The sequence below is a fragment of the Microcystis aeruginosa LEGE 91341 genome (assembly GCF_015206885.1).
Classification (GTDB): Bacteria; Cyanobacteriota; Cyanobacteriia; order Cyanobacteriales; family Microcystaceae; genus Microcystis; species Microcystis aeruginosa_H.
In genome coordinates this window covers 1-13740 of sequence record NZ_JADEXY010000002.1, presented here as the reverse complement: position 1 = coordinate 13740, position 13740 = coordinate 1, and the positions used below count along the sequence as shown (strand labels likewise).

Annotated in this window: 13 protein-coding genes and 2 pseudogenes; 9 read left to right on the top strand and 6 right to left on the bottom strand. The window is 40.5% G+C overall.

All coding sequences use genetic code 11. The annotated features are described in order from the left end of the window. Positions 1 to 9: 9 nt before the first annotated feature. Entirely contained in the window at positions 10 to 1785 is a 1776-nt protein-coding gene (locus IQ234_RS00545) for a hypothetical protein (RefSeq protein ID WP_193955623.1), read from the bottom strand. 608 nt (positions 1786 to 2393) lie between these two features. Here IQ234_RS00545 and IQ234_RS20875 point away from each other — a divergent pair. The 6 genes and pseudogenes from IQ234_RS20875 to IQ234_RS00520 all read left to right on the top strand — a co-directional run. Next, positions 2394 to 2534 (top strand): annotated as a pseudogene (locus IQ234_RS20875) (IS982 family transposase); the annotation flags it as partial. A gap of 203 nt (positions 2535 to 2737) precedes the next feature. Further along, entirely contained in the window at positions 2738 to 4543 is a 1806-nt protein-coding gene (locus IQ234_RS00540; protein WP_185241367.1) for an aspartate kinase, read from the top strand. Between the two features lie 106 nt (positions 4544 to 4649). Beyond that, positions 4650 to 5042, top strand: a complete 393-nt coding sequence (locus IQ234_RS00535) for a hypothetical protein (protein ID WP_193955622.1) — start codon at positions 4650 to 4652, stop codon at positions 5040 to 5042. Positions 5043 to 5177: 135 nt separating this feature from the next. After that, complete coding sequence (locus tag IQ234_RS00530; protein WP_416209663.1) at positions 5178 to 7091, top strand: tetratricopeptide repeat protein; 1914 nt, start codon at positions 5178 to 5180, stop codon at positions 7089 to 7091. Positions 7092 to 8073: 982 nt separating this feature from the next. Further along, a complete protein-coding gene (locus IQ234_RS00525) occupies positions 8074 to 8337 on the top strand; it encodes a type II toxin-antitoxin system Phd/YefM family antitoxin (protein WP_002756068.1) in 264 nt (87 codons plus the stop codon). Further along, positions 8337 to 8591, top strand: coding sequence for a type II toxin-antitoxin system RelE family toxin (locus tag IQ234_RS00520; protein WP_052276585.1), 255 nt, complete (start codon positions 8337 to 8339; stop codon positions 8589 to 8591). The genes IQ234_RS00525 and IQ234_RS00520 overlap by 1 nt, the downstream gene beginning before the upstream one ends. A 170-nt stretch (positions 8592 to 8761) precedes the next feature. Here the strand turns inward: IQ234_RS00520 and IQ234_RS00515 are convergent, their stop codons facing one another. Together IQ234_RS00515 and IQ234_RS00510 are read right to left on the bottom strand one after the other, a co-directional pair. Next, positions 8762 to 8986 carry a type II toxin-antitoxin system HicA family toxin gene (locus tag IQ234_RS00515; protein WP_002748708.1) on the bottom strand — a complete coding sequence of 75 codons (225 nt, stop codon included), beginning with the start codon at positions 8984 to 8986 and terminating at the stop codon, positions 8762 to 8764. After that, a complete protein-coding gene (locus IQ234_RS00510) occupies positions 8986 to 9198 on the bottom strand; it encodes a type II toxin-antitoxin system HicB family antitoxin (RefSeq protein WP_002749012.1) in 213 nt (70 codons plus the stop codon). Before IQ234_RS00510 ends, IQ234_RS00515 begins: the two co-directional genes overlap by 1 nt. A gap of 312 nt (positions 9199 to 9510) precedes the next feature. Here IQ234_RS00510 and IQ234_RS00505 point away from each other — a divergent pair, with 312 nt between their 5' ends. Beyond that, positions 9511 to 9720 (top strand): hypothetical protein, encoded by a 210-nt coding sequence (locus IQ234_RS00505; protein ID WP_002748710.1) that lies wholly within the window; start codon positions 9511 to 9513, stop codon positions 9718 to 9720. Then, positions 9717 to 9971 carry a type II toxin-antitoxin system RelE family toxin gene (locus IQ234_RS00500; protein ID WP_002748711.1) on the top strand — a complete coding sequence of 85 codons (255 nt, stop codon included), beginning with the start codon at positions 9717 to 9719 and terminating at the stop codon, positions 9969 to 9971. Before IQ234_RS00505 ends, IQ234_RS00500 begins: the two co-directional genes overlap by 4 nt. Before the next feature lie 129 nt (positions 9972 to 10100). Here IQ234_RS00500 and IQ234_RS00495 read toward each other — a convergent pair whose 3' ends face one another. Beyond that, positions 10101 to 11294 (bottom strand): Coenzyme F420 hydrogenase/dehydrogenase, beta subunit C-terminal domain, encoded by a 1194-nt coding sequence (locus tag IQ234_RS00495; protein ID WP_193955621.1) that lies wholly within the window; start codon positions 11292 to 11294, stop codon positions 10101 to 10103. 114 nt (positions 11295 to 11408) lie between these two features. Further along, the gene (locus IQ234_RS00490; protein WP_193955620.1) at positions 11409 to 12326 is read right to left on the bottom strand and encodes a histone deacetylase family protein; all 918 of its coding nucleotides are present in this window, start codon (positions 12324 to 12326) and stop codon (positions 11409 to 11411) included. Positions 12327 to 12486: 160 nt separating this feature from the next. Between IQ234_RS00490 and IQ234_RS00485 the strand changes: the two genes are divergently transcribed. Then, positions 12487 to 13356, top strand: coding sequence for an alpha/beta fold hydrolase (locus IQ234_RS00485; RefSeq protein WP_193955619.1), 870 nt, complete (start codon positions 12487 to 12489; stop codon positions 13354 to 13356). A gap of 275 nt (positions 13357 to 13631) precedes the next feature. Here the strand turns inward: IQ234_RS00485 and IQ234_RS00480 are convergent. Then, a pseudogene (locus tag IQ234_RS00480) lies at positions 13632 to 13740 on the bottom strand (IS5/IS1182 family transposase); the annotation flags it as partial.

The following is a 13740-nucleotide window of genomic DNA, read 5'->3' as shown; positions in this document are numbered from 1 at the left end:
AGCGTAGGATTATTTTTTAAGATAAATACGAACTCCTTGAACTTCATCAACTAGCCAATAATTTTCCTTGATAACCCTAGCAATTTCAGGAAAAACTTCGTGTCCGTAGGTTTCTCTATCTTTAAATCTAGTCATTTTTGGAGCCACAGCATCAACAAATAAATTAGCATTAGAATTAATAAGATCGTCTGCATATCTTTTTAAAAAATATTCTTGCAGTGAACCTGGTAGGATTTGCCAAAAAGAAACACTATCTCTTATTGCTTGTACCAGGCCTGTGTCAACATATAACTCTGGTTCCACCCCCCAAACAGCCATAGATTCACCAGGAGAAGCATAATTTAGAATAGTTTTAGCAATTGGACTGAGATAATTTTTAGCAAATCTTCTACGATTATCCAGGTAAAAGTTATCTGATATTATTGTTATAGTAAATTGTAAAAAACTACTAGCAACTGTAATAAAAACTACCCCTATTAAAAGAGATAATTTTAAGTGTGAACGAGTGAATTTTGACACTTGTAAAACTTTGGCAAGTTCACCTAAAAACACGCCGATGAGAAATCCACTAGGTATAATTAGAAACAGTAAATAATGAGGAAAACTGTTACCTGGTCTAATAACTGAATAACTCGACGCAGCCAAAATAACTAAACTGTAATAGACAAAACAAAATGTGTTAGACTGCTCTTGATCTGGGCTTAAGAAAAAGCGCTTTATTATTAAAAATGGTATTCCTACTATCAATGCAATTGCTGTTAATAAAAATAACATCTGTGTATCTTGCACTTTTACTAACATATCCAGAAATATGTTAATTTTTGCCAAAAAGCTTACTTGCGTTAGATTTCCTTCCAAACCATGGGTAGAATAAATCAATAAATTCTGTTCTATATAAGATGTCCAGAAAGCATCATATATTGAGAAAATTATTAGATATAATACGACTAAAGCTGAGAACAATATTACCCCAAGAAAGAAAGCAGCAAGACTCCTGATAAATTGACCTCTTCCGCTGCTTTTTAGCCAGAGTATGTGCAAAAATATACAAGCAATTGAGAAAGCTATAGGAACTGACTGCATTTTGGCAAAGGGAGTAAGTCCGAGGATAAAACCCAAGGCAAATATCAGCCGATTAGGATTAGATGAATTACCAGCATAATATTTACAAACAATTAACAAAGCCACACTTAATATGGCAATTGAAAAATGTTCACTTGTATAATGCACATAGCCTGATTCTTTCATTAAGGCCACAGTGGTAACAACGGGAACTATTGCTAGACGAGAAAGGCTCTTATCGTAGAGAGTGGATAAAGCATAATAAAGACAAACAATAGCAGCAGTTATCATGATTAAGCCGAGAATACGACTACTAGCATATTCAATTCTGAACCCGAAAAAAGCTGGTAGAGTCAGAGGATAGACATTGAGCGGTCCAGATGAACCGGCATCTACCGCACGCCAGAAAACTGGGTCTTTCAACAGTTTCATTGCACCTGCGATAAACAGACCCTCGTCTGGGTCTAGCATTGGTGACAAGAAACCTGGCCAGCGTGCTGCTAAAATAAAAGTAACTAAAGATATAATAAATATTAGATTTGACGATAAAAACTTCTGGAGCTTACTCGTGGGAGTTCTTGGGAATATAAGAGGAGAAAAAGCTAAAAAAATGAGGATAATAAAAGTGAATATTACCGATATTCTGTAAATAATTGACAAAGATGGAATACTTGCCAAGTTGCTCAGTAGCCACCAGCGTAAATCAATTTGGTTATCTACCATTTTTTCACTCTTTAGGGATCAATCTAGAGGGGATGGACTTATATTATAGTCCGCTGTAAGCATTTTTTCGATGTTTACAACTGAAGAATAATGACAACTGAACCCCCATCGTCTAATTCACGCACTTCTGACTGGCTGCCTGATAAATTGCAAAAACTTGGCTTAAATCTGCCTTTAATGCGATATTAATGAGAATTGTCCGTTATTTCTCCAGATTTAACCCCTCTAGATGCGCTTGACGATAGGGTGCGCGTTTTTCCAGCAGGTTTTCACAATAACTACCCCAGATAACAAATTTCGGCATATTTGACCTGTAATCTCTTGATCTGTTGCTATTTTATGATCGAACTAAATCCCTATAGAAAAGTGTGGAGGGGTACAGTTGGCCGATTTTGTCTATGGCCAAGTTTTACAGAAGATTTAAGTAGAGTAATCGATAAACCGCCAATTTAAGTCTGAATTGCATCACTTTTTTATCTCGTAAACGCTCGATTATTGACATAATTAACGATAAATTCAATAATACTAAATCTGGTTATTAAAGACTGATTATTTATTCCCTCTTTTGCCTGTCCTGATATGTAGCCTATACTCAACGGATTTAGTATAATATCTCCCAAATTGAACATTCCAGGCATCCTTCCCCTGGGAATTTTGGGGTTAACCTTCTGTCTGGACTAATTGCTTATTGTCACCGACCCAAAAAACCTAGCCTTCGTCTTGATTGGCTTTTACCTCCATCTGCTTAACCCGAACTCAGGTTAATTTAGATAGTCGGCAGCTTATCCGAGTCCGGATGTTTCAATCGCGGGATATTTTCCCAGTCAAAAGCTCCAAACTGAGATCACGTCCGATAAAACATAAGGAATGTTAACCAAAACCACTTATCGTTAAGGAAGTTTGATAAGTTGGAGATTGAACAAAGTATAGAAAGTCTCTAGCGCTGACAACTATGGCTGTAATTGTCCAAAAATACGGTGGTACATCGGTAGGTTCCGTGGAACGCATTCAATCGGTCGCTCAACGGGTCAAAAATACGGTAATAGCAGGAAACACCGTGGTGGTGGTCGTTTCTGCCATGGGGAAAACCACCGATGGATTGGTCAATTTAGCCAAACAAATCGCCGCCGAACCCTCGCGCCGGGAGATGGATATGTTATTATCCACGGGGGAACAGGTGACGATCGCCTTGATGAGTATGGCCCTAGAGGAAATCGGACAACCGGCCATCTCCCTAACCGGCGCTCAAGTGGGAATTGTCACGGAATCCGAACATAGTCGGGCCCGTATTTTAGAAATTAAAACCGATCGCCTCTCCCGGCATCTATCGGAGGGTAAAGTAGTTGTGGTCGCTGGTTTTCAAGGTGTCAGCGATAGTGATCAATTAGAGATTACCACCCTAGGGCGCGGTGGTTCCGATACCTCGGCCGTGGCCCTAGCAGCCGCCTTAAAAGCCGATTTTTGCGAAATTTACACCGATGTACCCGGTATTCTCACCACTGACCCCCGTTTAGTCCCCGAAGCGCGTCTTTTAGACGAAATTACCTGCGATGAGATGCTCGAATTAGCCAGTTTAGGGGCGAAAGTTCTCCACCCGCGAGCGGTGGAAATCGCTAAAAATTTCGGGGTTCCCCTGGTTGTCCGCTCCAGTTGGACTGATGAGCCTGGTACTTGGGTGACATCCCCGGCACCGAAACCGCGCACCCTGCAAGGATTGGAATTGACAAAAGCAGTGGATGCGGTGGAATTTGAGGGCAATCAGGCGAAAATCGCCCTTTTACGGGTTCCGGATCGTCCCGGTATTGCTGCCCGTTTATTCGGGGAAATTGCCCATCAACAGGTGGACGTAGATTTAATTATTCAATCGATTCACGAGGGTGACAGCAACGATATCGCCTTTACGGTGATGGGAAATGCCTTGAAAAAAGCCCAATCCGTGGCCGAAGCGATCGCACCGGTTTTACGTTCCCATCCCACGAATACAGAGGAAGCGGAAGTGATTATCGAATCCGGGGCCGCTAAAATCGCCATTACCGGCGCCGGTATGATCGGCCGGCCGGGAATTGCTGCCCAAATATTTAGCACTTTGGCCGCAGCGGCAATTAATATCGAAATGATCTCCACTTCTGAAGTAAAAGTCAGTTGTGTCATCGATGAAGCGGACGGAGAAAAAGCAATTAAAGTCCTTTGTGATGCTTTTCAAGTGGAGTATTCTGCTAAAGTTGCTAATCGCGAAATCCCTAAAAATTTAGTCCCAGTCAGGGGAGTGGCCCTAGATAATAATCAGGCACAAATGGCTATTCGTAACGTCCCGGATCGCCCCGGGATGGCGGCGAGAATTTTCTCGGTTTTAGCGGCAAAAAATGTCAGTGTCGATATGATTATTCAATCCCAACGCTGTCGCATTGTCGATGGTATTCCCCGACGGGATATCGCTTTTACTTTACCCCAAGCTGATGCTAATTCCGCCCAAAAAATCCTTTTAGAACTATCGGAAAGTTTGGGTTTACAGGAAGTGGTGGTTAATAATGATGTGGCCAAAGTGAGCATTGTTGGTTCAGGAATGGAAGGACAACCGGGGGTAGCAGCACGCTTTTTTGAAGCTTTAGCAAAGGAGAAAATTAATATTTTGATGATTGCTACTTCTGATATAAAAATCAGTTGTGTGGTGAATCAGGAAGATGGAGTCAGGGCCCTACAAGTGGTTCATGCCGCTTTTGGATTAGCTGGACAGGGTAAAATTGAAGTACCCGCCTAAATGAAATTACAAGTTCTATGATGGGGGTAAGAGTTGTTTAATTGCTGGCAACTTAACCCCCAAAAACCAGTTAAGTAAGTTAACCCTCATCACCCCAATTTTATCTATGGAACCGATAACAGTGGCGACAATTGTTGCTTTGGTATTTCAGACTACTGTAGAAAAATTTACCGAAGCTGCTCTAGAAAAAATTAATACTTTGCGGCAAATCATCTGGAATAAACTTAAAGCTAATCCTAATGCTGAAAAAGCTTTACAAGCTGCTGACAAAGGTTCAAAAACTGATCTAGAAAAAGTAGCAGATTATTTAAAAGTTGCCATGAATGATGAAGCAGATTTCGCCGAACAAGTCAAGGGTTTAGCAACAGAAATTCAATCCTTAAAAATTCAGGATAATAGTAGTATGAACCAGACTAATTCTGGAGGTCAAAATTTACAGAATCAGGGTGAGATTGGTGACGTTTATCAAGCAGAAACTATAAACATCAATAAAACCTGACTGCAGCCGCCTGTTCAGGAACAGGTTAAACAACATCCTCACAATTTATCTAATAGTAATATCCCTAAATTTGTTGGTAGGGATCAGGAATTAATTGACTTAAAAACTCAATTACAACAATCCCAAACGCTTGCTATATCTACCTTAACGGGAATGGGAGGCATAGGTAAAACCGAACTAGCCCGACAGTTTGGCTGGCAACAATGGCAGGAAAAAGCCTATCCCGGGGGTATATGTTGGCTAAATGTGGCAACTCGCCAACCCGTTGATATCGGTACTTCCATTTTAGATTTTGCGCGGTTATATCTCAAATTAACTTTACCAGACGAGGGAGAATTAGAGGAAAAAATTCGTTATTGCTGGCAAAACTGGTTAGCGGGAAATGTCCTAATTATTTTTGATGATGTGCGGGATTATCAGCAAATTAGGGATTATTTACCACCGCAAGAAGAGAAACGCTTTCAGGTTTTAATTACCACTCGCAAAGAATATTTATCAGCGACAATTACAACTTTTCGGGTAAAAGTGCTAAAAGAAGAAGATGCACTTGATTTATTGCGTTCCTACCTTGCAGATAACAGAGCAGATAACAGAATTGACACACAAATTGAGGCAGCTAAATTATTATGTCAGGATTTGGGTTATTTACCCTTAGGGTTAGAATTGGTGGCAAGGTTGCTAAAACGACGACAGGATTGGAAAATTAGCAAAATACGCGATAAATTAGCCGAAAACGGCTTAGATGAGCCAATCTTAGAGAAAAATCCCAAGTTTCATGGGGAAATGACTGCGGAAAGAGGGTTAAAAGCTGCCTTTAATCTCAGTTGGGACGAATTGAACAGCGCACCAGAAGCCCAAATTTTGGCACTTTACCTCAGTTTATTCGCTCTTGCGCCCTTTCCCAAAGAAATGATTCTGGATTTATTTCCCGATGAAGATGGGGATACAGTGGAGGAATGGTTAACCGATAGCTTAGTTCACCTGAGCTTAGTTCAGGATAATCGTGATGGTTGGCACGAAATTCATCCCCTGTTGCGTCGCTACTTTCGGGATAAGTTAGAAGCATCACCCCACGCAGAACCCGCAAAACGCCGTTATTGTGAGATTATGGCGAAGAAATCGGCGGAAATGCCATATAATCCGACTCTGAAAAAAGTTGAAGAATTTAAACCTTTCCTTCCCCATCTGCAAGCATCTGTCAAGGAATATTCAGAATATATTGCTGATGAGGATTTATTTTGGTCCTATACAGGTTTAGCTCGGTATTATCAAGGACAAGGATTGTATGCTACTGCTGAACCCTACTATCAAGATTGTTTAACCGCAACTCGAACCCACTTAGGAGACAATCATCCCTCTGTGGCAAGTTCCCTCAACAATTTAGCAGGATTGTACCTTTCCCAAGGCAGGTACACAGAAGCGGAACCTCTCCTTGTAGAAGCATTAGATTTGAAAAAACAACTCTTAGGAGACAATCATCCCCATGTGGCAACTTCCCTCAACAATTTAGCAGAATTATACCGTTCCCAAGGCAGGTACACAGAAGCGGAACCTCTCTATCTACAAGCATTAGATTTGCATAAACAACTCTTAGGAGACAATCATCCCGATGTGGCAAGTTCCCTCAACAATTTAGCAGCATTGTACGATTCCCAAGGCAGGTACACAGAAGCAGAACCTCTCTATCTACAAGCATTAGATTCGAGAAAACGACTCTTAGGAGACAATCATCCCTCTGTGGCAAGTTCCCTCAACAATTTAGCAGAATTATACCGTTCCCAAGGCAGGTACACAGAAGCAGAACCTCTCCTTGTAGAAGCATTAGATTTGAGAAAACAACTCTTAGGAGACAATCATCCCGATGTGGCAACTTCCCTCAATAATTTAGCAGGATTGTACGAATCCCAAGGCAGGTACACAGAAGCAGAACCTCGCTATCTAGAAGCGATTAATATTGCTACCCAAGCTTTAGGGGAGAATCACCCTAATACTGTTACAATTCGGGAAAACTTACAAATAATGCGACAACAGCAACATCCATCGCCTTAACTGTGATTTATGGGATTATGGGATAGACTATAATTGATCATTGATAAAGACTTGCCAAATACAACACAATCATAGCATTCACTCAATCATTCAAATCACAACTTAGAAAAACGTAGGGTGCGTTAGACGGCCAAAATTTCTGCTTTAACTTCAAGCTAACAATCCGTCGTAACGCACCACCATTGACTATAATTGGAATGATTAAATGATGGACTATAATTGAATTAATCACTGATAACTGATAACTGATAACTGATTTACCCACCAAATCCAAGAGAGCCTTGAATGAACCAATCATAGTCAATCAAATAATCACATCAATCATAGTTAAGACCGTTGGAAAAGAGGGTCTGTAGGCGCACGGATTTTCCATTATGAATATAATATCCTGTCAAGTCGCCTTTGTCAAGAGAAAATTTAACAACATCCAGACAAACGTAGGGTGCGTTAGACGGCCAAAATTTCTGCTTTAACTTCAAGCTAACAATCCGTCGTAACGCACCACCACCATTGACTGTGATTGGAATGATTGAATGATGAACTATAATTGAATTAATCACTGATTACTGATAACTGATAACTGATAACTGATTTACCCACCAAACCCAAGAGAGCCTTGAATGAACCAATCATAGTCAATCAAATAATCACATCAATCATAGTTAAGACTGTTGGAAAAGAGGGCTTGTAGGCGCACGGATTTTCCATTATGAATATAATATCCTGTCAAGTCGCCTTTGTCAAGAGAAAATTTAACAACATCCAGACAAACGTAGGGTGCGTTAGACGGCAAAAATTTCTGCTTTAACTTCAAGCTAACAATCCGTCGTAACCCACCACCATTGACTGTGATTGGAATGATTGAATGATGAACTACAATGATGGATAATTATAGGAGGATGCTGTCTGGACTGTGATTAGGAGAGATTGTTAAATCCCTACAATAATTTTTATTATTTCATCATCAAAAAAAGGATTAATTATGATCAAAAAAATTAAAATCGCCGATGCTCAAACCGATTTACCAAGTCTCGTTAAATCGGTTACAGAAGATAACAAAATTTATGCCATTGAGAATCAGGAAGATTCTGTAATTTTGATTTCCCAAAAAAACTATGAAAGTTTACAAGAAACCATCGAATTACTATCTATTCCCGACTTAAGAGAAAGCTTACAACTATCTCTACAGCAAATTAATGAAAATGAAACCTATTCTCTTGAGGAAGTGTTGGGAGACATTGATTAATGGTTTATGAAGTCAGATTTACCAAAGAAGCTAAAAAAGATGTTGATAAGCTAACCCCTAAACTTAAGAAAAAACTGAAATCAATTATCCAAGATACCCTGAGTATTTCTCCCTATAGTGGCAAAAAATTAGTAGGAGATTTAACGGGTTTCTATTCAATTCGCTTAAGTTATCAAGATAGAATACTTTACACCATTAATGATGAACAGAAGTTAATCTATATTCATCGTACCAAAACCCATTATGGCGAATAAACTAGACCTTGAAAATTCATGGAAAGAGGGTCTGTAGGCGCACGGGTTTTCCATTATGAATATAGTATCATGTCAAGTCGCCTTTGTCAAGTAGGTTTCTAGTCAAAAGGGACTAAGATTTTTTGTATTATATTTAGCCAGGGGACATTAAGCTTAAATCAAGATTGAAATTACAGCAGACGAATAAATTCTTCCTGTGTCAGTTCAGCATCGCGTAAAATTTTTAAGAGTAATCCTTTCCCGACAGTTTTCCCCCGATGAACCGGTACGGTGACAACTCTTCCATCTTCATGTTTTAAGCGCAAATGACTTCCTTTTTGTCGGATAGATTGAAACCCTATTCTCGTTAAAGCTTTGATAACTTCATCACCTGTTACTACCGGTAATTTTGGCATCAGATAGACACCTTTTCAATTCCAACAAACTCCGATACATCTTCAGGATTGTCATCTTCCAAGCAAAGTTCAATCACTTCCCTGATATTCTTCATCAATTCATCAATCGTTTCCCCTTGACTGTAACAACCCCGAAGTTGAGGAACTTCCCCAACATAATACCCATCCTCATCTCGTTCAATGACAACATAAAACTCTCTTTGATGGTTCATGGTTATCAATCCTTAAAAAAATTATCGCTATCTAAGCGATTATTGAGACTTGAAAATAGGGTCTGTAGGCGCACGGATTTTCCATTATGAATATAATATCCTGTCAAGTCGCCTTTGTCAAGAGAAAATTTAACAACATTCAGACAAACGTTATTGTAGGGGTAATTCATGAATTACCCCTACACCTATTACCTAGTCCAGTAACCCACCACCACCATTGACAGTGATTGGAATGATTGAATGATGGACTATAATTGAATTAATCACTGATAACTGCTCACTGATAACTGATAACTGATAACTGATAAAGCTATGACACTCAAAGAACAACTAATTAAAGAAATCGAGCAGACACCTGACACCCTTTTGACTCAATTACTTGACTTTTTACTCTTTATCAAAGAACGACATACTGAAATAGAAATTACAGAAGAAGAGCAAGCTAACATAATCGCTTCTGAATCAGCTTATCAAGCAGGAGACTATCTAACCCTCGAAGAATATGAGGCAACCCAAGGGTGAACTACAGAGTTATTATTCCGAAACCAGTTCAAAAACAACTAAACAACTTACCCAAACAACAACGCGAACGCTTAATTACTGCCATTAGACTACTTACCGATACACCTCGTCCTAGCGGAGTCAAGAAACTCAAAGGATATGATGACACCTACCGAATTAGAATAGGGGATTATCGCATCATTTATAGAATTCAAGATAAGGAAATGCTTATTATCATATTGAGTAGTATTCATCGAAAAGATGCTTATTGAACCTCTGTAACATCTTCCTTCAACAATATTAGCATTATTATATTATTTTTAAGAAAGGTACAAATCAGCTAAAAATCTTAAGAAAGCGGGGTAATTTTTCTCTATTACCCCGCCCAAGCAAGTGAATAATTAATCGGGCAATTTATACTGTTCCACAATCTTTTTAGCATATTCAGGAACATGGTTCGCTAATTTTTCAGGATAATTACGTTTAACATAAAGGTAATTACGGGTAAAGTGAGAATCGATGGAAAAGCGAGCATATTCTAAACCTTTAGGCCCGATTTTTTCAATTACTACTCCCATCATTTTTGCCGCCCACATCGGCAAGGTTACACCTTTATCATAGGCAGGAATGCTATTTTGTACCGCCTGTTTTCTATCACCACTAGACATAACATCTTGGGTATTTAATTGATCTTTAACTAACTCTAACATTTCCTTGCCCGTATCATTACGAACGACAATCCATTGCCAGCCAAAAGGTGCGCCCATATAGCCGACAACTAAATCGGCAAGGGAGTTAACATAATCAAAACAAGTCATACAGGAAGGGGCAAAAACATCTTTTAACTTATTAGTCTTTAAGCCAAAAAAGGGAACCATTTCGATGGAGCCGTCTTCGTGTTGAAAGTGTACCCGAAAATCCTGCATAAATTCGTAGTGAACCACAGTTTCTGGGGAACGACTGGTGGTTTCTAAAAACTTTTGTAGTCCTGAGCGGGTGACATTATCGACGCAGGGAGTTCCTAAGACATATAACTTTTCTAAGCCTAATTTTTTTTCTACTGCTCTTAGGGCTTGAATTTGACAACCAACTCCGATAACTAATAACCGTTTCATGCCCGATTTTTCAATTTCTTCTAGGACTGATAAATTAGGAGAAAGAGTCGGTTTATTAACTTTAGCGGCGAGAATTTCTTCAGTGGTACGGGCGAGAATCGGTTGCGGTTGAAAGCGATCCTCGGCGGTATTCTGCACACAAACCACCCCTTCTACTAAACCACGATCGAGCATTTCACAGGCAATTGTGCTGACGATTCCTGTCCATTGCGCCCCGGGGATAGCTTGTTTTTTCTTGGCAGCCATCATCTCTTGATGAACACCAAAATAGAGATCATTTTCCTGATTTAAGTCGCGACTTTTGCCGTGTGCTGCTGCTTCTAAATCGGCGATTTGTTGATTAAGAAAAGCACAAGCTTCTTTAACATAGTGAATGTAATAAGTGTCACAAAGTCCGCACTCGCTACACAATTCTTTGGCAGGACGACGACTATTGGGTTTCAGAGCTTTGGCTTTGAGGTGTGGCGCAAGGGAGTTCATAATCTTAAAAGGCAACTAGGTCAAGGGTTTTTTCTATCGATCGTTTACCTTACCGCATTAGATCGCTTTGTTAGCAATCTTTTTAAAGAAATGTAATGATTACCCGGAATAGGATCAGAGCAAAGCTTCTAAGGTGGCGACGACGGAGGCCGCTAAAGTTTCTAAATCATAACCACCTTCTAAGCCGAAAAGCAGCGGTTTATTGAGAGTTAAGAGGTATTTGGTTAAAATTCCATAATCCTGTGGGTGTAAACAAATGCCCGCCAGAGGATCCGCTTGATTGGCATCATATCCAGCACTAACAATCACTAAATCCGGTTGAAAATCTTTCAGAAAAGGTATGACTTGCCCCTCAAAATGTTCTTGATAATCTTTAATCGTACTTCCCGCCGATAAGGGAATATTCAAAACATTATTAAACTCACCTTTTTCTCTCGCTTCTCCCGTGCCGGGATAAAAGGGGAATTGATGGAGGGAACAATAGGCAATCTGGGGATGATTTTCGACTATATCCTGGGTGCCATTGCCGTGATGTACGTCCCAATCAAGAATCGCTACTTTTTGCACTCTTTTGTTTTCCAAAGCATAATAGGCGGCAATAGCAGCATTAGAAAACAGACAGAAACCCATGCCATAATTAGAAGTGGCATGATGTCCGGGAGGACGGGCTAAAATAAAGGCAGGATCGCCGGTGGATAAAACTCGATCGACTCCATCTAACCAGCCACTAACCGCTAGTAACGCCACATCGTAACTACGGGCAGAAACGGGAGTATCTGCATCCAATCTTCCCCCGCCCCGTTGACAAATTCGCCGCAATCTATCAACATAATCTTGATTATGAACTTGTTTGATCAAAGGAATTACTTCGTCACGAATTTCGAGCGGTGTGGGTAAATGCCATGTTAGTTTTGACTGCCATTCTGTTTGTTTTAAAGCCTCGACAATTGCCGTTAAACGCGCCGCTTTTTCGGGATGGTAAATACCTGTATCGTGATCGAGAAATTCATCGGAATAGATAATCGAGATCATAATCAAATTACTGCTTAACTCGCTGGTTTTTGAGCAACCTAATGGTTTTAATCTACCAGAAAAGCAGCGGCTTGAGCGGCTATAGTGAAAAAACTTTACTGATTGGGTCACTTTTGCCGGATGATGCAATTATCTCTCCCTAAGGTGACAGGAAGCAAAAATGCTGACAAATTTTCGGAAATTTCAGCTAGAAGTTAATGGCATTACTATCAATGGTGTCAAAGGTGGGCGCGGTTTTCCGCTGCTTTTGCTCCATGGTTATCCCCAAACCCATCAAATGTGGCATAAAATAGCCCCCCGATTAGCGGCTAATTTTACGGTGATCGCCACGGATCTGCGCGGCTACGGGGATAGCGATAAACCCTTACCCCTAGAGGATTCTAGCAATTATTGCAAGCGGGTGATGGCCCTCGATCAGGTGTTGCTGATGGAAAAATTGGGTTATCAGGAGTTTTATCTGATCGGCCATGATCGAGGGGCGCGAGTTTCCCACCGTCTCGCCCTTGATTTTCCCGAAAAGGTCAAAAAACTCGTTTTACTCGATATAGCCCCAACGCTGGCGATGTACGAGGCTACTGATCAAACTTTTGCCACTGCCTACTATCATTGGTTTTTCTTGATTCAGCCCTCCCCTTTTCCCGAAACCCTGATCGCCGCTAATCCCGATTATTATCTGCACCATTGCTTGCAAAGTTGGGGGCGAGATTTTGGCGCTTTTACAGAGGAAGCTTTGGGGGAATATCGGCGTTGTTTTCGAGATTTAAGCACGATAACCGCCACCTGTGCCGATTATCGGGCTGCCGCTACCATCGATTTAGACCATGATCGTCAGGATTTAGACCGAAAAATTTCCTCCCCCCTCTTGGTTCTCTGGGGAAAAAAGGGTTTCATTGCACGTCAATACGATGTGATCGCTCTTTGGCAGCAGCGAGCTAATCAAGTCACGGGACAGGCGATCGCCAGTGGTCATTTTTTACCGGAAGAAGCACCGGAAGAGACGGCACAGGCGATCGAGGATTTTCTTGGCTAAGTAATACTAAATCTGGTTATTAAAAACTGATTATCGCTCTTCTGGAACTTTCGGAAATCCCTGACCGAATCCAGATTCTGAAACTCTTGCTTGACAAGGGAACGCTAACTTTTTTTCTAATAAAAACTCAAATTTCGGGTTTCTGTTAGTTAGCAATAGCTTGAAGGCTTACCCCATAAGAGAGCTAGAGTTTAGAGACTGTAAGACTTTTGCCAGACTCCCTCCAAGAGCGATATTATTCGTGAGCAGTCTTCTCTAGACCTCCTGCAAAAGTCTTATTCAGCTACTTGATGATAGCCTAAAGCAAGTTCATAGTTGTAAATGCCAGCGATTAAATTAAATCTCAGACCAAAACGCCGTCTCCGATTCCTATATCTTGATGAT